The sequence below is a fragment of the Polaribacter sp. L3A8 genome (assembly GCF_009796785.1).
Lineage (GTDB): Bacteria > Bacteroidota > Bacteroidia > Flavobacteriales > Flavobacteriaceae > Polaribacter.
Map to the genome: position 1 here is coordinate 3,214,862 of NZ_CP047026.1, position 20,010 is coordinate 3,234,871.

Below are 20,010 nucleotides of genomic sequence, written 5' to 3' on the forward strand. Positions count from 1 at the left end.
TATAATAAAAAATACACTACAAATTAATAAGATTATGTCAGATCATCATCATAAAGAAACATTTGTAACAAAATATATTTTTACTCAAGATCATAAAATGATTTCTAAGCAGTTCCTAGTAACTGGTATGTTTATGGGAATCATTGGTGTATTAATGTCTATGTTATTTCGTATACAAATAGCATGGCCAGAGCAATCGTTTTCTATTGTAGAAGCGTTTTTGGGACACCACCAAACGGATGGAATCATGGATCCAGATATGTACTTAGCATTGGTAACAATACACGGTACAATTATGGTTTTCTTTGTATTAACAGCAGGTTTAAGTGGTACGTTTTCTAACCTATTAATACCATTGCAAATTGGAGCTAGAGATATGGCTTCTGGTTTCTTAAATATGGTTTCATACTGGTTATTCTTTTTATCGAGTGTAATTATGGTGATTTCTTTATTTGTTGAAGCAGGACCAGCATCTGCTGGATGGACAATTTACCCTCCATTAAGTGCATTACCACAAGCAATTCCAGGTTCTGGAATGGGTATGACTTTATGGCTAGTTTCTATTGCTATCTTTATTGCTTCTTCTTTAATTGGATCTTTAAACTATATTGTTACTGTATTCAATTTAAGAACAAAAGGAATGACAATGACAAGAATGCCTTTAACAATTTGGGCTTTCTTTATTACAGCAGTTATTGGTGTAGTTTCTTTCCCTGTTTTATTATCTGCAGCATTATTATTAATTTTTGATAGAAGTTTTGGAACTTCATTTTACTTATCTGATATCTTTATATCTGGAGAAGTTTTACATTATCAAGGAGGATCACCGGTGTTATTTGAACACTTATTTTGGTTCTTAGGTCACCCAGAGGTATATATTGTAATTTTACCTGCAATGGGTATTGTATCAGAAATTTTAGCAATAAATTCTCGTAAACCTATTTTTGGTTACCGTGCAATGATTGGTTCTATTATAGCAATTGCATTTTTATCTACAATTGTTTGGGGACACCATATGTTTATTTCAGGAATGAATCCTTTCTTAGGTTCTGTATTTACATTTACAACATTATTAATTGCAATACCATCTGCAGTAAAATCTTTTAACTGGATTACTACTTTGTGGAAAGGGAACTTACAGTTAAACCCAGCAATGTTATTTTCTATTGGATTAGTTTCTACCTTTATTACAGGTGGTTTAACTGGTATTGTTTTAGGAGATTCTGCCTTAGATATTAATATTCATGATACGTATTTTGTTATTGCGCATTTCCACTTAGTAATGGGTGTTTCTGCTATATTTGGTATGTTTGCTGGTGTGTATCACTGGTTTCCTAAAATGTATGGTAGAATGATGAATAAAACATTAGGTTACTGGCACTTCTGGTTAAGTATTATTTGTGCTTATGGAGTATTCTGGCCAATGCACTTTATCGGTTTAGCTGGTTTACCAAGAAGATATTATACAAATACTAACTTTCCAATGTTTGATGATTTATCTGATATAAACATTGTAATTACATTATTTGCTTTAGTTGGTGGTTTTGCTCAAATATTCTTTATTGCAAACTTCTTTATATCTATTTACAGAGGTAAAGTAGCAACTCAAAATCCTTGGAATGCTAATACATTAGAATGGACTACTCCAGTTGAACATGTACATGGTAACTGGCCAGGTAAATTACCTGAGGTTCATAGATGGGCATATGATTACAGTAAAAGAGTAGATGCTCAAGATGATGATTCTGATTACTTACACGGACAAGATTTTGTTTTACAAACAACACCTTTATTAGACGGAGAAGAGGAATCTTAGACAAAGAATACAACATGAATCATTTATAACAATGATTTAAACATAAAAAAACCAGTGAATTTAATTCACTGGTTTTTATTTTTTATAATAGGTTTGATTAGTATATATAGCTTATTATTAACCATTATTATTTTTGATTAAGAACTATATCTTTTGCTTTGCTTATTGTTGTCTGTTTGCTGTATTATAAAGGATGATTTTTAAATACTTAATATTATAAAGGTACTTTTCCTTGAGTTATATACTCTGGCTTAAATCGGTCTTATTTGTTTATTTAAATGCAGTTTCATCGTCTTTAAAGACTATTGCATTAAAGTTAAAGATGATGACTTAGTTTATAAGTTCATTTATTTTATCATTAGGAATAAAACCTTTTAGAATTAGAAAAATTCCACAAACAAAAAGTATAATTCCCATTATTCTTTTCATTCTATAGATAACCAAAGGAGTCATTTTGTTTTTTAGCTGTTTGGCTAAAAGTATCTTGCCTAAATCTGTTACTGCATAACCAAGAATTACCGTTGCAAAGTACCAAAAAATACTATTAGGATTCATATCTAAAGTAGGACCAATAACTAAAACGGTTCCTAACCAAAATGCCAAAACACCAATATTGATAAAGTTTAAAAAGTACCCTTTAAAAAACAATTTTATATAATTACTCTTAACAGGAACTTCAATAGTTTTAGTATGTTCTAAGGCTTCTTTTTTGTTTTGTTTATCAAAGTATGTAATCAATCCGTAGACGATTAAGACCAAACCACCAACAAAATAAAGTCTAGGATCATCTTTTATTTTCTCTAATAAAGACCTACTTCCGTAATAAGCTATTAATATAAAAGTAATATCACCTAAGACAACTCCAATATCAAATGAAATAGCAGCTCTAGCACCTTTTAAAATACTAATTTGAATTAGCATAAAGAATACAGGTCCTATCATAAAAGCCATAAAAAAACCTATTAAGAATGCATTTTTAAAGTCGTAAATATCCATTGTATAAAATTAAGATTTTTATTTGAGGGATAAAAAAAAGGATGGAGAAACCATCCTTTTTAAATAAAATATATAATATTGTTTAGATTTAATACTTAAACATCATCAAAATCTATCTTTATTTTGGAAGTTGTAGGATATGCTTGGCAAGCTAAAACCAATCCTTCTTCAATTTCACTATCCGTTAAAATTGAGTTCTTAACCATTATGGCTTTTCCTTCTGTAACTTTACACATACAAGAACTACAAACGCCACCTTGGCAAGAATAAGGTGCATCTAAATTGTTACGTAAACTAGCAGATAAAATATTATCAGTCTGTTTCATTATAAATGTAGTTTCCTCGTCATCTAATAAAACAATTACTTCAGAATCCCCTTCTTTAATTTCAGATACTGCTTCCTTATCAATAGAAACCGTAAACAATTCTAAATGAATATTTTCTTTTGCAAAACCACGCTCTAAAAGCGTTGCCGAAACTTCATTTATCATAGACTCTGGTCCGCATAAATAAGCCGAATCAAATGTGGTGCCCTTGTAACTGTTATTTATGTAAAAATTAGTGTGTGCTTTGTCTATTCTACCAAATAAAGAACCTTCTTGTTGTTCTCTACTACAAATGTAGTGTAGGTTAAAACGATCGGAATTTGCTTCCTTTAAAGCATCTAATTCGCTTTTAAAGATTGTATCTTCTGCGGTCTTGTTTCCGTAGATTAAAGTAAAAGTAGACGAAGTTTCGTTCTCTAATACATCTTTTATCATAGAAAGAATTGGTGTAATACCAGAACCAGCTGCAAAAGCAATGTAATTTTTATTAGCTTTAGGTTCTAAAATAAACTTCCCTTCTGGTTCAGAAATCTCTATGAAATTCCCTTCTTTTAATTCAGTGTTAGCATATGTAGAAAAAGTACCATTCTCAACTGCTTTTACAGCTACTTTTAAATAACTATCACTTGGCGATGAACAGATAGAATACGCTCTTCTAACTTCTTTACCGTTAATTGTTTTTTTAAGTGTTAAGTATTGCCCAGAATGAAAAGCAAATTTTGCCTTTAAATTACCGGGTATTTTAAACACAAGAGAAACCGCATCTGCGGTTTCTCTTATCACTTCTTGTATGTTTACTTTGTGAAATGTTGACATTAAAAATGTATATTTTACACCAAATTATTTTCTATTAAATATTCGGCAATTTGTATTGTGTTAGTTGCTGCTCCTTTTCTAAGGTTATCTGCAACAATCCACAAATTTAAGGTATTTTCTTGAGATTCATCCCTTCTAATTCGTCCAACAAATACTTCATCTTTATCATGTGCATTTATTGCCATCGGATAAACGTTGTTAGCCAAATCATCTTCTACAATAACACCAGGAGTTTCACTTAATATTTTTCTAACTTCTGCCAAGTCAAATGCATTTTCAAACTGTACATTTACAGCTTCAGAATGTCCACCAGCGGTAGGTATTCTAACAGCAGTTGCCGTTACAGAAAAAGAATCATCACGTAAAATCTTTTTTGGTTCTTTAACTAATTTCATTTCTTCTTTTGTGTATCCATTTTCTAAGAAAACATCACAATGAGGAATTGCATTTCTACCAATTTTATGCGGATATGCCATTTCTCCATCAATACCAGCCTCTTCATTATCTAGTTGCTGTACCGCTTTAACACCAGAACCAGAAACAGATTGATACGTAGAAATAACTACACGTTTCATTTTATATTTTAAATGTAAAGGAGACAATACTGCAACTAACTGTATTGTAGAACAATTTGGGTTCGCAATAATTTTATCATCCTTAGTTAAAACATCTCCATTAATTTCTGGTACCACTAATTTCTTAGTTGGGTCCATTCTCCAAGCAGAAGAATTATCAATAACTGTTGTACCAACTTCAGCAAATTTAGGTGCCCATTCTACAGAAGTATCTCCACCGGCAGAAAATAAAGCAACATCTGGCTTCATTTTTACGGCATCTGCTAAGGTTACTATGGTATATTCTTTTCCTTTATAGGTTAATTTTTTTCCAGCAGATCTTTCAGATGCTACAGGAATCAATTCCGTTATTGGTAAATTACGTTCTTCTAAAACTTTCAACATTACTGTGCCCACCATTCCAGTTGCACCAACTACAGCTATTTTCATCGCCTAAAAATTTAATTATAAATTGAGTTGCAAATATCTTAAAAATAATAATCATACAAATCACTTAAATCGTTCTAAATCAACTAAAGTTTAAAATTGATTCACAAAAATTTCTAATGTTTAAATTTAAACTTTATTGTCATTGCGAGGTACGAAGCAATCTTATTTTATTCTTTAGAAGCTATTTCCAGCTTTCCGCACTCGCTTTTTTTGTCTAAAAAGCCAAAAAAGAGCTCAAACAAATGCTTCAATCTGGGCTAAACCCGTTTGCTAACTTATTTTAGTATGCTGTAAAAGCTAGTAAATCCCTGATAAAAGTCATAATATCTGTTTCTAAAATTTGTAACTTTGCAATTATAGAAACTGAAACAAATTCAGTTTAAAACGTTAAACCTAATTAGTATAGCATGCAACTGTACAATAAGTTAAGCGCCATAGAACGCGCTGCATTAATAGACGAAGCTGGCAAAGACCGCTTAACAATTTCCTTTTATCAATATTTTAAGATAGAAAACCCACAATTACTTAGAGACAAGTTATTTCTAGAATGGAATGCATTAGATGTACTTGGTAGAATTTATGTTTCTTACGAAGGTATTAATGCGCAACTTTCTGTTCCATCAGAAAACTTTTATGCCTTAAAAGATCAATTAGACAGTATTTCTTTTTTAAAGGATATCCGTTTAAATGTGGCAGTAGAGCACGATAATAAATCGTTTTTAAAGCTAAAAGTAAAAGTTAGAAACAAAATTGTTGCCGATGGTTTAAATGACGAAACTTTTGATGTTACCGCAAAAGGAGTTCATTTAAATGCACAAGAATTTAATGCAATGTTAGCAAATCCAGACACAGTTTGTGTAGATATGCGTAACCATTACGAAAGTGAAATTGGTCATTTCTTTGGCGCTGTAACACCAGATGTAGATACTTTTAGAGATTCTTTAGACATTATAGAAGAAGATTTAAAAGACAACAAAGAAGACAAAAACTTATTGATGTATTGTACAGGCGGAATTCGTTGCGAAAAAGCATCTGCATATTACAAACACAAAGGTTTTAAAAACGTTTTTCAGTTAGAAGGCGGAATTATAGAATATACGCGTCAAGTAAAAGAAGAAGGAATAGAGAATAAATTTATCGGTAAAAACTTTGTGTTCGATCATAGAAGAGCAGAACGTATTACAGATGATGTTGTTTCTAACTGTCACCAATGCGGTAAAGCGTGTGACGAACATACCAACTGCGCCAACGAAGCATGTCATTTATTGTTTATTCAGTGTGATGAATGTTCAGAAGCTATGGAAAATACTTGTTCTACAGATTGCCAAGAAATAATTCAACTGACTTTCGAAGAACAAAAAGAGCTTAGAAAAGGGAAGGGAAATAGCAATAAAATCTTTAAAAAAGGAAGATCGGAAGTTTTAAAGTTTAAGAAGTAAGGTTAAAACGTACTTAAATAAGTTCTTTTTTAGCGTCTTTGTTTTATGGAAACAGTAAATTATACAGATTTTCGTTCCAATTTAAAACATTGGTTCGATAAGGTTTTTAATGATGTAAGCGATATTGTCATTAAAAGAAAAGGAGGTAAAGATTTAGTTTTAATTTCTTTAGATGAATATAATTCTCTAAAAGAAACTACTTATTTACTTACTGGTAAAAATAGAGATGTTTTGTTAAATTCTCTAAAAGAACTAGAAGCTGGTAACGGAATTGAAAAAGAAATAATAGATTAAATGAAGTTAATTTGGTCTACATCTTCTTGGAACGATTATATCTATTGGCAAAAAGTAGATAAAAAAATTGTTAAAAGAATTAATGAACTGATAAAAAATTGCATTCGAGCACCTTTAGAAGGAATTGGAAAACCAGAAGCTTTAAAAGGAGATTTACAGGGATATTGGTCTAGAAGAATAACATCAGAACATAGATTAGTTTATAAATATGAGAATGAGCAATTGTTAATTGCCGCTTGCAGTTATCATTATGGAAAGTAAGTTTTTAATAAACGTATTTAAATAGTATAAGACCTCATTTTTGAGGTCTTTTTTTGTCTAAAAAAGAGCTTTTTAAACGAATTCTAACTTAATCGATGCAAATACTAAACGGTTTAGAGTTTAAACAATTTTCAGACTACATTTGAAGTGTTATCAAAAATAAAAATAGTTATGAGAACTTTATATTAACCTATTTTTTCATTCTTCGAGAATGCGTATATTTACGAATTAGTGACGATTAGGCTGTGTTTGTGTATCAGTCTGATAATCAATTTATGAACCAAGAGGTTTTTAGGATTTATAGAGAGGTTTTTTAGTGGATTTGCTGCTAAAAATATGCTATAAAAAATATCAACTATAAAAATATATACTTACATGGCATGTGGAAGTTGTGGTACAACAGAAAATGGAGTACCAAAAGGTTGCAAGAGTAATGGTAATTGTGGGTCTGGAACCTGCGGAAGTGGTAGTAATAAACTAGCCGTTTTTGATTGGTTGTCTAATATGACATTACCAAGTGGACAAGAAAGATTTAATATTTTTGAAGTCCGTTTTAAAAACGGAAGGAAACATTTTTATAAAAATCCAGAAAATTTACCCATTACAATGGGAGATATTGTTGCTGTAGAAGGATCTCCAGGACACGATATTGGTACAGTTTCTTTGGCAGGAGAATTGGTAAAAGTGCAAATGAAAAAGCACAAAATTACTGAAGATCATGAAGATGTAAAGAAAATTTACAGAATAGCAAGTCAGAGAGATATTGATATTTGGCAACAAGCAAGAGGTAAAGAAGAAGAAACGCAGCGAAAAGGAAGAGAGATTCTAGGACGCTTAGGTTTACAAATGAAATTATCTGATGTAGAATATCAAGGTGATGGAAACAAAGCTACTTTTTACTATACTGCAGAAACAAGAGTAGATTTTAGACAGTTAATTAGAGATTTGGCAAGTGCTTTTTCTATTCGTGTAGAAATGAAACAAGTTGGTGCAAGACAAGAAGCTGCAAGATTAGGTGGTATTGGTTCTTGTGGTAGAGAGTTGTGTTGTTCTACGTGGTTAACAGATTTTAGAAAAGTAACAACTTCTGCGGCTCGTTATCAACAATTATCTTTAAATCCTTTAAAGTTAGCCGGTCAATGTGGTAAATTAAAATGTTGTTTAAATTTTGAATTAGATACGTATTTAGATGCCTTAAAAACATTCCCTAAACAAGATTTAGTATTAAAAACAGAAAAAGGAGATGCTGTTTTTGTAAAGATGGATATTTTTAAAAATCATCTTTGGTATACATACAAAGAAGAACGTTTTAAATGGTTTAGACTTACTTTAGAACAAGTTTTAGAAATAGTTGATCTTAATAAGAATAACGAGAAATCTATTTCGTTAGAAGAATATGAAGCAGATGTAGAAATTCCTGTAAAAGTAGATTTCGAAGATGCTGTTGGGCAAGATAGTTTAACACGTTTCGATGTTCCAAAAACGAGTAATCGTAAGCGAAATAATAGAAATAAAAATAAGAAAAAACCGGTTGCAGTTGCTAATACTACTAATACACGTAATAAACCAACGGCAAAGGTAAACCCAAATCAAAAGGCAAAACCAACTCCTAACCAGAAGCCAAACCCAAATCAAAAAAGAAAGCCACAGGTAAAGAAGCAACCGAATACAAACCCAAATCAGAAACCAAAGCCTAACAATAATCCTAACCAAAACCCAAATCAAAAGGTTAAGCAAGATGTTGTGCAGAAGCCTAAACCAAAACCAAAACCAAGGCCAAGACCAAGACCAAAAGCTCAAGGAATAGAAAATAAACCAGAAGGAGAAGTTAAGAAGGTAAATAAACCAAGAAGAAATAATCGAAATAATAAAAACACCAACCCTAAGAATGATGACAATTCTGAAAAGAAATAATTTTTCAATTGTTTTAGTAGCTCTTTTTTTGATGTTTTCTTGTGATGATACAACTGATTTTAATCAATATAAATCAGTAGGTTCAGAAGGATGGAAAGCGAATGAAAAAGTAGTTTTTGAGTTTGATGTAAAAGATACCATTGCTCCAAAAAACCTATTTATCAATATTAGAAATAATAGTGAATACGCCTTTAGCAATTTATACGTTATTACTGAACTTGTTTTTCCGAACGAAACCAAGGTGGTAGATACGCTGCAATATGAAATGGCAGATAAAACAGGACGGTTTTTAGGAGAAGGGTTTACAGAGATTAAAGAAAATAAATTATTTTATAAAGAAAAAAAGGCGTTTCCTATTTCTGGAAAATACATTTTTAATGTGCGCCATGCAATGCGTAAAAATGGTGATGTAAATCCAATTGAGTTTTTAAAAGGAATTCTGGATGTTGGTTTTAGCATCGAAAATTAGATAAGGTTCTCGTTTGCACGGGAAAGAGAAATTAATGAAATCTCAGCTATGTTGAGAAACAGTTTTTTATTATGACAAAAGAGAAAACAACAGGTTTTAGAAAATATATAAAATGGTTTTGGCTACTAATCCTTGGCGGATTTGCCGCAATACTATTATTGTTTTTAATAGCTTCTTGGGGAGGTTTAGGTAAATTACCAACCTTTGAAGAATTAGAAAATCCAGAAAATAATTTAGCTACAGAAATTATTTCTTCGGATGGTAAAACCTTAGGTAAGTACGCTACAGAAAACAGAACACCTATTAAATTTAAAGACTTACCAGATAATTTGGTAAAAGCTTTAGTTGCAACCGAAGATGAACGTTTTTTCGAACATTCTGGTATCGATTTTAAAGGAACAGCAAGAGCCATTTTAAAACCAGGTAGTGGAGGCGCAAGTACTTTAACGCAGCAATTAGCAAAAATGTTGTTTACGGGGAGAGCTTCTAGAAATATATTTTTAAGAGTTGGTCAGAAAGTAAAAGAATGGGTGGTTGCAATTAAATTAGAAAGACAATATACCAAAAATGAAATCTTAACAATGTACTTAAATAAGTACGATTTCTTAAACCAAGCGGTTGGTATTCGTTCTGCATCCCGTATTTATTTTGGTAAAGAACCAAAAGAGTTAGCGGTTCAAGAATCTGCAATGTTGGTAGGGATGCTTAAAAATTCGTCTTATTTTAATCCTTTAAGAAGAGAAGAACTTGTTCAAGGTCGTAGAAATGTTGTTTTAAAGCAAATGAACCGTAGCGAGTTTATTTCATTGCAAGAAAAAGATTCTTTGCAACAATTAGACTTGGGTTTAAATATTAATAAAGAAGGCCATAGCGATGGTTCTGCAACTTACTTTAGAACCTACTTGCAAAAATATTTAAGAAAGTGGGTACAAGAAAACCCTAAACCAAATGGCGAAGAGTATAATATTTTTAGAGATGGTTTAAAAATTTATGTAACCATAGATTCTCGTATGCAAAAATATGCAGAAGAAGCTATAGATGAGCACATGTCTAATTTACAATCTTACTTTTTTAAAGAACAAGAAAGAAATAAAACAGCACCTTTTTACGATTTAGAGAAAAGTGAAATCAACGGAATTTTAGAAAGAGCTAAGAAAAATTCTGAAAGATATAAACGATTAAAAATAGCAGGAAAATCGAGCAAGTACATAGATGAAGTTTTTAAGAAAAAAACAAAAATGAGTGTTTTTTCTTGGAAAGGAGATAAAGATACTATTATGTCTCCAATGGATTCTTTAAGGTATTACAAGTATTTTTTACGTGCCGGATTGTTATCTATAGAACCACAATCTGGTCATATAAAAGCTTGGGTTGGTGGTATTGATAATAAACATTTTAAGTATGATGCAGTTGCACAACAAAAAAGGCAAGTGGGTTCTACATTTAAACCGTTTGTATATGCTACAGCTATTAATCAATTAAAACTATCTCCTTGTGATGAGTTTCCGAATATTCCATATACAATTCCAAAAGGAAAATACGGAATTCCAAAAGCTTGGACACCAGAAAACGCAAATAAAAAATATGGAGGAATGCTAACCTTAAAAGATGGTTTGGCAGGTTCTGTAAATACAATGTCTGTTAGATTGATAGATATGGTTTCTCCAGAAAATGTGGTTCGTTTGGCAAAATCTGCCGGTATAGAAAGTGACATACCTGCAAATCCATCAATTGCATTAGGTGCTGTAGATTTATCTTTATTAGAAATGGTAAGTGCCTATTCTACTTTTGCAAACAAAGGATTACGAGTTGCACCAATGATTTTAACAAGAATTGAAGATAAAAACGGAACCGTTCTACAAGAGTTTACACCAGAAACAAAAGAGGTTTTAAGTGAAGAATCTGCGTATGTAGTTTTAGATTTATTAAAAGGGGTTACTCAATCTGGTTCAGGTGTTCGTTTGCGTTTACCTTGGAAAAAAGCAGATTATATTACAGGACATCCTTATAAATTTACAAATCCTATTGCTGGTAAAACAGGAACCACCCAAAATCAATCTGATGGTTGGTTTATGGGGATTGTACCTAATTTAGCAACTGGTGTTTGGGCTGGTGGAGAAGATAGAGCAACCCATTTTGCAGGTATTGCAAAAGGACAAGGTGCAACTATGGCTTTGCCATCTTGGGCATTGTATATGCAAAAATGTTATGCAGATAAAGCATTAAATATCAGTTTGGAAGATTTTGAGAAACCAGAAAACTTATCAATCAATATTGATTGTGATGATAAATCGGATGAAAAAGAAATAAAGGGAGAAGATGAAGATACTGATTTTTAATAAATAGAATTTTTAAAGGTTTGTCTTAGAAATTGCTGATTTATAAAAATAGTTGTTTTCTATTAAAATTTCTTGTACTAAATATTTTTTAGTAAATTATTAGAATGTCATTTATGGATACAATTGATAAATTATAAAAAAGAAATAGTATGATTAATAAAAAGGTAAACAATGTAGAGGAAGCACTGCAAGGTGTTAAAAATGGTATGACTTTTATGTTGGGTGGTTTTGGTTTATGTGGTATTCCTGAAAATGCTATTGCAGCATTAGTCAACTTAGATATTAGAGAGGTTACTTGTATTTCTAACAATGCAGGGGTAGATGATTTTGGTTTGGGCTTATTACTTCAAAATAAACAAATCAAAAAAATGATTTCTTCTTATGTAGGAGAAAATGATGAGTTTGAACGTCAAATGTTATCTGGCGAGTTAGAAGTAGAGCTAACTCCACAAGGAACATTGGCAGAAAAATGTAGAGCTGCACAAGCTGGTTTTCCTGCATTTTATACTCCTGCCGGATATGGTACAGAAGTTGCAGAAGGCAAAGAAACCAGAGAGTTTGATGGAAAAATGTATGTCTTAGAACCAGCTTTTAAAGCTGATTTTTCCTTTGTAAAAGCGTGGAAAGGTGATGCTGCAGGTAATTTAATTTTTAAAGGAACATCTAGAAACTTTAATCCTAATATGTGTGGTGCTGCAACTATTACGGTGGCAGAAGTAGAAGAGTTGGTAGAGGTTGGAGAATTAGATCCAAACAATATTCATATTCCAGGAATATTTGTACAACGTATTTTTCAAGGAAAAAATTACGAAAAAAGAATTGAACAAAGAACAGTTCGTACAAGACAATAAGTCTGTAATTCCTGCGCAGACAGGAATCCATTATATCATAATTATTATCTAATTATAGATTCCTGTTTTTAAAGGAATGACAAAAAAAAGAGAATATGTTAGACAAAATTGGCATTGCAAAAAGAATTGCACAGGAAGTTCAAAATGGATTTTATGTAAACTTAGGAATCGGAATTCCAACTTTAGTTGCTAATTACGTTCGTAATGATATAGAGGTTGAATTTCAAAGTGAAAACGGAGTTTTAGGAATGGGGCCTTTTCCTTTTGATGGAGAAGAGGATGCAGATATTATTAATGCAGGTAAACAAACCATTACTACAATGCCAGGAGCAAGCTTTTTCGACTCTTCAATGAGTTTTGCAATGATTCGTGGTAAACATGTAGATTTAACTATTTTAGGCGCTATGGAAGTTGCTGAAAATGGAGATATTGCCAACTGGAAGATTCCAGGTAAAATGGTAAAAGGTATGGGTGGAGCAATGGATTTAGTGGCTTCTGCAGAAAATATTATTGTGGCTATGATGCACACTAATAAGCATGGTGAATCTAAGATTTTAAAAAAATGTTCTTTGCCATTAACAGGAGTTGGTTGCGTAACTAAAATAGTTACAAATTTAGCTTTTTTAGAAGTAAAAAATGGTGCTTTCCATTTATTAGAAAGAGCTCCTGGGGTTTCTGTTGAAGAAATTAAAAAAGCTACAGAAGGAACTTTAATTGTAAATGGCGAGATTCCGGAAATGAATATTTAAAATGAAACTATTTAAAAAAACATATTGGTTAATAAACCCTATTTTGATAGCGTTTTTTATGTTGATTTTAGATAAAATTTTTCTTATTGAAGAAATTTGGATAAATGGCATGATTGCTGTGAGTTTGGCTTATATTTTATCACCTAGAGTAACAATGGTTGACAGACAAAATGGGGAAGAAGAACAGATAAAATTGTTATTCTTTAATAAAGTAATTAATAATAAAGTAAAATAAAAAATACTTTTTCCTAAAGTTTGTATCAAACGAAGTTGAAAAGGGAAGAAGTAAATATGAACTTATGAAAATAATATCATACAACGTAAACGGAATTAGAGCAGCCTTAAAAAAAGGTTTTTTAGATTGGTTAGAAGCTGCAAATCCAGATGTAATTTGCATACAAGAAACCAAAGCACATAAAGAACAATTAGATCTTACTGATTTTGAAAACGCAGGTTATCCTTATCATTATTGGTTTTCTGCACAGAAAAAAGGGTATTCTTCTGTAGCCATTTTTTGTAAAGAAAAACCAAATCATATAGCATACGGAACCGGAATAGAATCGATGGATTTTGAAGGTAGAAATTTACGTGTAGATTTTGATAATGTTTCTGTAATGAGTTTGTATTTACCATCCGGAACAAATTCTGAAAGATTGAGTTTTAAGTTTAATTATATGGATGAATTTCAAGAATACATCAATAATTTAAAACAAGAAATTCCTAATTTAGTTATTTGTGGCGATTATAATATTTGTCATGAAGAAATAGACATTCACAATCCTAAAATGAAAGGAGTTTCTGGGTTTTTACCTGAAGAAAGAACTTGGATGGGAGATTTTATTAAAAACGGATTTATAGATAGTTTTCGTTTTTTAAATCAAGAAAAACAAGAATATTCTTGGTGGAGTTACAGAGCAAATTCTAGAGCAAATAATAAAGGTTGGCGTTTAGATTATGCTATGGTTTCTGAGCCCTTAAAAGAGCAGATTTCTAGAGCATATATTTTACCAGAAGCCAAACATTCAGATCATTGTCCTATTGCTGTAGAACTTAAATTTTAAAATTATATATGAAGAAACTAATTATATTCCTCCTAATAACTAGTTCTATTTTTTCTCAAGAGAAAAAAGAAACCTTATCTCTTAATGTAAAAAGGGATACTATATTTATTGCCAAAGATTCTATAAAAGAACCAATTGAGCAATCATTCTTTTCTGATAACGACTTAGATCTTATTGATAGTTTATTGGTGAATGAAAAATTCAATTCATTATTAGTAGATTCTCTGGCTTATGTTATCAATGATAAAGATATTATTGGCAATACAACTACAGTTTTAACAACAGATTTATTAAAGTTACGTCTTGCTGCATTAAACAATAAAACGCCTTTTAATTTAGCTTATAATTCCTCTTTAGAAAATGTAATTAATAGTTATTTATTGTATCGTAAAAAATACTATCCAGGTTTATTTGCAAAAGCAAAATATTATTTTCCAATGTTTGAGCGATATCTAGATCAATATGATATTCCTTTAGAAATGAAATATTTGGCCATTGTAGAATCGGCTTTAAGACCTAAGATAAAATCGCCCGTTGGGGCAACAGGTTTGTGGCAGTTTATGTATGGTACAGGAATTGAGTTTGATTTAAAAGTAAGTTCTTATGTAGATGAACGTCAAGATCCTGTAAAAGCAACCATTGCTGCATGTAAATATTTAAGTCAGTTGTTTACCATTTTTGGTGATTGGGATTTGGCTTTAGCAGCATATAATTCAGGACCAGGAAACGTAAGAAAAGCCATAAAACGTTCTGGAGGATATAAAAATTACTGGAATATTAGACCTTATTTACCAAGAGAAACGGCAAGTTATGTGCCTGCTTTTTATGCAACTATGTATATTTTTGAATATGCAAATGAGCATAATATTTATTCTGAATTACCACAATTTTTCAATTTTCAAACGGATACAATCCAAATAAAAAGAACCATTAGTTTCGATCAAATTTCAGAAAAATTAGCTATTGATGAAGAAGTTTTATCAGAATTAAATCCATCTTACAAATTAGATATTATTCCGTTTATAAAAGACAAAAATTACGCTTTAAGATTACCTAGCGATAAAATTATTGCGTTTTTAGATAAAGAGATAGAAATTTATGCTTTAGCAGATACAGATGATGCACAAAGAGAAAAACCTTTGCCTAAATACTTTGAAATGGATCAACGTATTCGTTACAAAGTAAAAAGTGGCGATTTTTTAGGTAAAATTGCAAATAAATTTGGTGTACGTGTTAGTGATCTTAAACGTTGGAATGGTTTAAAAACAAGTCGATTAAAAATAGGGCAAAGATTATCTGTTTACCCTAAGAAAATTGGTGGTTAAATAGTATTAATAAAGGAAAATTTTACAAAAAAGAGTATAAAAGGTCTGTGTAATTCTAAAAAGAGAGTTGGTTTTTAAGTTCTCTATTAAATAAATACTGTTTCTGTGGATTTAAAACTAAAAATGGAACAATATTTGGAGTGTTAAGAATGAAAACTTAGAACGAAACTTAAAAAGCTAAACTTATGAAAAAAATATTTACCCTATTAGCAATTGTACTGCTACTAACTTCTTGTGGAGGTAATGATAAAATTACACTACGATCATCAGTTGGTAAAGTAAACAAAGTAATGGTGGTTACCAAAGCGACTGATTGGGCTGGTGATATTGGTAAAGAAATAAGAAACTCTTTTGGAGAACTGATGGTAGGTTTGCCGCAACCAGAATCTCTTTTATCGGTATCTCAAGTGGCTCCGAATGGATTTGGAACCATGATGAAAGTGGGTAGAAATATTATGATTATTGGAGTTGGTGACGAAGAGAAATTTTATGTAAGAAACAACGTGTATGCACAACCGCAAACAGTTGTTTACGTATATGCTAAAGACAGAGCAGGTGTTGTAAAGATGTTTAAAAAGCACGAAAAAGAAATCATTAAAACATTTATAGAATCAGACATAAATATGGTTCAGCATTTGTTTGCAAAACATAAATTAGATGATTCTCAATTTAAAACATTGCAAAATTTAGGAATTTCATTAACCATTAATGACAAGTTTAATACAGTAGATGATACTGGTGATTTTTTATGGTTACGTCAACATTTATCTAGCGGAATTGCAAAAACAGGAAGTAATAATATTTTAGTGTATTCGGTTCCTTTAGAAGATGAAACTAAAGTTTCTGATAGTATTGTGGCTGTAAGAAACAGAATTGGTAAAAAATACATTCCGGGTTCAGACCCAGAAACCATGCATATGATTACAGAAAAAGCATATACACCTTTTACTTTTGATGCGGTTATAGATGGTAAAACAGCCTATGAAACTCGCGGAAAATGGGAAGTGAAAAATGATTTTATGGCAGGGCCTTTTTTAAACTATACTGTGGTTGATAAAAAGAATAATAGGTTAATTATTTTTGAAGGATTTACCTATGCACCATCTGTAAATAAAAGAGCATTTTTGTTTGAGCTAGAAGCAATAGCTAAATCAATGAAGATTAAGTAAAAGAACTAAATTATAAAAAAAAAACCGAAAGTATTTACTTTCGGTTTTTTTATGCTCTTATTTTATTAATAACCAATTTTGGCTCTTACTCTTTTTAAAACTCCTTTAGCAACTACAGATGCTTTTTCTGCTCCGATTTTTAAAGCGGCATCAATTTCATGCTTGTTTTCCATAAAGTGATTATAGCGTTCTCTAATCGTAGCAAAATCTTCAAGAATCAATTCGTACAAAGCTTGTTTTGCGTGTCCATATCCATAATTACCACCTTCGTAATTTGCTCTCATTTTTGCAATTTGAGCATCAGAAGCTAATAGTTTATAAATAGCAAAAACATTATCAGTATCCGGGTTTTTAGGCTCTTCTAAACCTAAGCTATCTGTTTTAATAGACATTATTTGTTTTCTTAATTTTTTATCTGGTAAGAAAATATTGATAATGTTATTTCTAGATTTACTCATTTTCTCACCATCAGTTCCGGGAACTAATTTTGTGCCTTCTTGTATTTTAGCTTCTGGTGGCACTAATGTTTCTCCAACAATATTGTTAAATCTATTGGCAACATCACGTGTCATTTCTAAATGCTGTAATTGATCTTTACCAACAGGAACAATTTCTGCATCATACAATAAGATATCTGCCGCCATTAACATTGGGTAAGTAAATAAACCTGTGTTTACATCACCTAATCTATCTGCTTTATCTTTAAAACCATGTGCCAAAGTTAATCTCTGGTAAGGAAAAAAGCAGTTTAAATACCACGTTAACTCTGTTGTTTGTGGTACATCACTTTGTCTATAAAAAACAGTTTTATTAATATCTAAGCCACAAGCAAGCCAAGTAGCAGCGGTGCTATATGTGTTTTCTCTTAATTCTTTTCCATTTTTAATTTGTGTTAAAGAATGCATGTCTGCAATAAAAAGGAAAGCTTCGTTATCTGGGTTATTAGACATTTTTACAGCAGGTAAAATTGCACCTAATAAATTTCCTAAATGTGGTGTTCCTGTACTTTGTACACCTGTTAAAATTCTTGACATTATACTGTGTTTATATTATTTTAAAAAAAAGGTATTTGAAACGTATCAAAAAAGTAAATAATATTTGAGAGAGATTCAAAAAACATCTTCGACGACAAAAATAAGGTTTTGTTTAAGAAAACCAATCAAACAAAAGAATATTAGTATTTTTGTTTGTAGAGCGCTATTTACAGTCTCAATTTTATTCTTTTTAATGATAGATACTTAAAGATACTATTAAACGTTTATGAATATTGTGAAGTATATCAAAATCCCTTTTCTTTTAATTTGGCGCTTGTGGTTCTACATTTTAATGTTTACAACTGTGCTATTAATGTCTCCTTTATTATTTGTTTTTACAATAAAAGAAGATTCTTATCACTTGTTTTGGAAACTAATTAGAATTTGGTCTAAAATACTCATTTACGGTATGGGGTTTCGGTTAGACATTCAATTAGATGAAGAAATTGAGCCCAACAAAAGTTATATGTTTTGCCCGAATCATACTTCTTTGATGGACCCATTTGTGTTAATCGTTTTAAGTAAAAACCCAATAGTATTTGTTGGTAAACAAGAGTTGGCTAAAATACCTGTATTTGGTTTTTTTTATAAAAGAACTGTTATTATGGTAGATAGAACAAATCCAGAAAGTAGAAGAAAGGTCTATAGAATGGCAAAAAAGAAATTGCAAAATGGCGTAAGTATGGCTATTTTTCCTGAAGGATTAGTGCCAGAGGAAGAAGTAGTTTTGGCACCCTTTAAAAAAGGAGCTTTTAGTTTGGCTGTAGAATTTGAAATGCCAATTGTACCTCAGGTTTATTATGATTGTAAACGGTTGTTTTCTTGGGATATTTTAAAAGGAGGTTTCGGCACACTTAGAGTGCACCAACATAAATTTATTTTAACAAAAGGATTGCCTGTTGCTAAAAAGAATGCTTTAAAAGATAAGACATTTGATATTATTTACAACGACTTGGTAAATGATACAAAATATATGAAAGATACAAATAGAAAAAAATGAGCGAAAAATTAAATCATGGATACTCAGAGTTAGAAGAGCGATTAAATGTTTGGTCTCATGGTTTTGGTTTGCTTGCAAGTATTTTAGTTTTTCCTTTTTTATTGATAAAAGCAAGCACGTATGCTAACTTTTGGGATATTACTAGTTTTGTAATTTATGGGTTGAGTTTAATAATTTTGTACGCAGCTTCAACTTTTTATCATGCAGCAAAAAATCCGAAGAAAAGAAGACGTTTAAATATTTTTGATCATGCGGCTATTTATGTCTTAATTGCTGGTAGTTATACCCCTTTTTGCTTGGTCGGTTTGCATTCTAATTTAGGTTGGTATATGTTTATTGCTGTTTGGGTTTTTGCTTTAACAGGTGTTATTTTAAAGTTGTTTTTTACAGGAAAGTACGATAAACTCTCTACAGCAATGTATCTTTTAATGGGGTGGCAAGTAGTGTTTTTTATAAAACCATTAATGAGTGCGTTAACCAGTTTTGGTTTTAATTTATTAATTGCAGGAGGTGTTTTTTATACAATAGGAGCCATTTTGTATTCTATAAAAAAAATGCCATATAACCATGCTACTTTTCATGTGTTTGTATTATTGGGTAGCTTATGTCACTTTTTGGCAATCTATTACTTATAGTTTTATACCCAGTCTTTAAAAGGATGTTTACTAATGCTAGAATTGTAGTATTTTACATCACCAGTTACTTCTTTGTCTAACCATTTTGGTTTGGTAAATGCTTCGTTTTCTGAGTTTAATTCTACTTCTGCAACCACTAAACCGTTGTTATCACCATAAAATTCATCAACCTCAAAAGTATGCGGACCAACTTTAACCAAATATCTGGTTTTATCAATAATGCTAGGTTCGCACAATAAAAGTAAATTTTCTGCTTCGTTTTTGTCAATCTCTTTTTCCCACTCAAAACGTGTAGTTCCAGAAATATTAGATTGTCCTTTAATTGTTATATAAGCTTTATCGTCGGCAATTCTAATGCGTACTGTTCTGCTTTTATCAGAATTTAAATAGCCTTGTTTAATGCTTTTTTGTGCGTAACTATCACTTTTAAAAGCATCGTTTTTTACTAAAAATTTTCTTTCTATTTCTAAGCTCATAAATTTTCTTTGATTTTTGTTTTAAATGAAGTACCT

The 20,010-nt window shown here is 31.0% G+C and carries 20 protein-coding genes; 15 read left to right on the plus strand and 5 right to left on the minus strand.

Translation table 11 applies throughout. From position 1 onward, the window contains the following. Positions 1 to 34: 34 nt before the first annotated feature. Positions 35 to 1,816 carry a cytochrome c oxidase subunit I gene (locus GQR92_RS13125; protein ID WP_158840255.1) on the plus strand — a complete coding sequence of 594 codons (1,782 nt, stop codon included), beginning with the start codon at positions 35 to 37 and terminating at the stop codon, positions 1,814 to 1,816. A 330-nt stretch (positions 1,817 to 2,146) separates the two neighbouring features. Here GQR92_RS13125 and GQR92_RS13130 read toward each other — a convergent pair whose 3' ends face one another. The 3 genes from GQR92_RS13130 to GQR92_RS13140 all read right to left on the minus strand — a co-directional run bounded on the left by GQR92_RS13130 (position 2,147) and on the right by GQR92_RS13140 (position 4,958). Continuing rightward, positions 2,147 to 2,812, minus strand: coding sequence for a LysE family translocator (locus tag GQR92_RS13130; RefSeq protein ID WP_158840257.1), 666 nt, complete (start codon positions 2,810 to 2,812; stop codon positions 2,147 to 2,149). 95 nt (positions 2,813 to 2,907) lie between these two features. Then, positions 2,908 to 3,954 (minus strand): ferredoxin--NADP reductase, encoded by a 1,047-nt coding sequence (locus GQR92_RS13135; RefSeq protein WP_158840259.1) that lies wholly within the window; start codon positions 3,952 to 3,954, stop codon positions 2,908 to 2,910. 14 nt (positions 3,955 to 3,968) lie between these two features. Then, positions 3,969 to 4,958, minus strand: coding sequence for an aspartate-semialdehyde dehydrogenase (locus GQR92_RS13140; protein ID WP_158840261.1), 990 nt, complete (start codon positions 4,956 to 4,958; stop codon positions 3,969 to 3,971). A 407-nt stretch (positions 4,959 to 5,365) separates the two neighbouring features. Between GQR92_RS13140 and trhO the strand changes: the two genes are divergently transcribed. The 12 genes from trhO (at position 5,366) to GQR92_RS13200 (ending at position 16,829) form a co-directional block, all read left to right on the plus strand. Further along, positions 5,366 to 6,397, plus strand: coding sequence for an oxygen-dependent tRNA uridine(34) hydroxylase TrhO (gene trhO, locus GQR92_RS13145; RefSeq protein ID WP_158840263.1), 1,032 nt, complete (start codon positions 5,366 to 5,368; stop codon positions 6,395 to 6,397). 45 nt (positions 6,398 to 6,442) lie between these two features. Then, complete coding sequence (locus GQR92_RS13150; protein WP_158840265.1) at positions 6,443 to 6,691, plus strand: type II toxin-antitoxin system Phd/YefM family antitoxin; 249 nt, start codon at positions 6,443 to 6,445, stop codon at positions 6,689 to 6,691. After that, entirely contained in the window at positions 6,692 to 6,952 is a 261-nt protein-coding gene (locus tag GQR92_RS13155) for a Txe/YoeB family addiction module toxin (RefSeq protein WP_158840267.1), read from the plus strand. Between the two features lie 375 nt (positions 6,953 to 7,327). Further along, entirely contained in the window at positions 7,328 to 8,866 is a 1,539-nt protein-coding gene (locus tag GQR92_RS13160; RefSeq protein WP_158840269.1) for a PSP1 domain-containing protein, read from the plus strand. Beyond that, positions 8,841 to 9,335, plus strand: coding sequence for a gliding motility lipoprotein GldH (locus tag GQR92_RS13165; protein WP_158840271.1), 495 nt, complete (start codon positions 8,841 to 8,843; stop codon positions 9,333 to 9,335). Before GQR92_RS13160 ends, GQR92_RS13165 begins: the two co-directional genes overlap by 26 nt. A gap of 71 nt (positions 9,336 to 9,406) precedes the next feature. After that, positions 9,407 to 11,674 (plus strand): transglycosylase domain-containing protein, encoded by a 2,268-nt coding sequence (locus GQR92_RS13170; protein WP_158840273.1) that lies wholly within the window; start codon positions 9,407 to 9,409, stop codon positions 11,672 to 11,674. A 149-nt stretch (positions 11,675 to 11,823) separates the two neighbouring features. Further along, complete coding sequence (locus tag GQR92_RS13175) at positions 11,824 to 12,525, plus strand: CoA transferase subunit A (RefSeq protein WP_158840275.1); 702 nt, start codon at positions 11,824 to 11,826, stop codon at positions 12,523 to 12,525. Positions 12,526 to 12,620: 95 nt separating this feature from the next. Beyond that, positions 12,621 to 13,274: a 3-oxoacid CoA-transferase subunit B gene (locus GQR92_RS13180; protein ID WP_158840277.1), complete on the plus strand. Its 654-nt coding sequence runs from the start codon at positions 12,621 to 12,623 to the stop codon at positions 13,272 to 13,274. A gap of 1 nt (position 13,275) precedes the next feature. Next, positions 13,276 to 13,509, plus strand: coding sequence for a hypothetical protein (locus tag GQR92_RS13185; protein ID WP_158840279.1), 234 nt, complete (start codon positions 13,276 to 13,278; stop codon positions 13,507 to 13,509). 64 nt (positions 13,510 to 13,573) lie between these two features. Next, positions 13,574 to 14,335, plus strand: coding sequence for an exodeoxyribonuclease III (locus GQR92_RS13190; RefSeq protein WP_158840281.1), 762 nt, complete (start codon positions 13,574 to 13,576; stop codon positions 14,333 to 14,335). An 8-nt stretch (positions 14,336 to 14,343) separates the two neighbouring features. Then, positions 14,344 to 15,660: a lytic transglycosylase domain-containing protein gene (locus GQR92_RS13195; protein ID WP_158840283.1), complete on the plus strand. Its 1,317-nt coding sequence runs from the start codon at positions 14,344 to 14,346 to the stop codon at positions 15,658 to 15,660. Between the two features lie 185 nt (positions 15,661 to 15,845). Continuing rightward, positions 15,846 to 16,829 (plus strand): DUF4837 family protein, encoded by a 984-nt coding sequence (locus GQR92_RS13200; RefSeq protein ID WP_158840285.1) that lies wholly within the window; start codon positions 15,846 to 15,848, stop codon positions 16,827 to 16,829. 65 nt (positions 16,830 to 16,894) lie between these two features. On the opposite strand, the gene trpS is transcribed toward GQR92_RS13200, so the two are convergent. Beyond that, positions 16,895 to 17,863 (minus strand): tryptophan--tRNA ligase, encoded by a 969-nt coding sequence (gene trpS, locus GQR92_RS13205; protein WP_158840287.1) that lies wholly within the window; start codon positions 17,861 to 17,863, stop codon positions 16,895 to 16,897. Between the two features lie 313 nt (positions 17,864 to 18,176). Here trpS and GQR92_RS13210 point away from each other — a divergent pair, with 313 nt between their 5' ends. Beyond that, a complete protein-coding gene (locus tag GQR92_RS13210) occupies positions 18,177 to 18,863 on the plus strand; it encodes a lysophospholipid acyltransferase family protein (protein WP_233269860.1) in 687 nt (228 codons plus the stop codon). Next, on the plus strand, positions 18,860 to 19,498 hold the full coding sequence (trhA, locus tag GQR92_RS13215; protein WP_158840291.1) for a PAQR family membrane homeostasis protein TrhA: 639 nt from the start codon (positions 18,860 to 18,862) through the stop codon (positions 19,496 to 19,498). The genes GQR92_RS13210 and trhA overlap by 4 nt, the downstream gene beginning before the upstream one ends. A 2-nt stretch (positions 19,499 to 19,500) precedes the next feature. On the opposite strand, the gene GQR92_RS13220 is transcribed toward trhA, so the two are convergent. Further along, positions 19,501 to 19,974, minus strand: coding sequence for a CYTH domain-containing protein (locus tag GQR92_RS13220; RefSeq protein ID WP_158840293.1), 474 nt, complete (start codon positions 19,972 to 19,974; stop codon positions 19,501 to 19,503). Positions 19,975 to 20,010 lie beyond the last annotated feature (36 nt).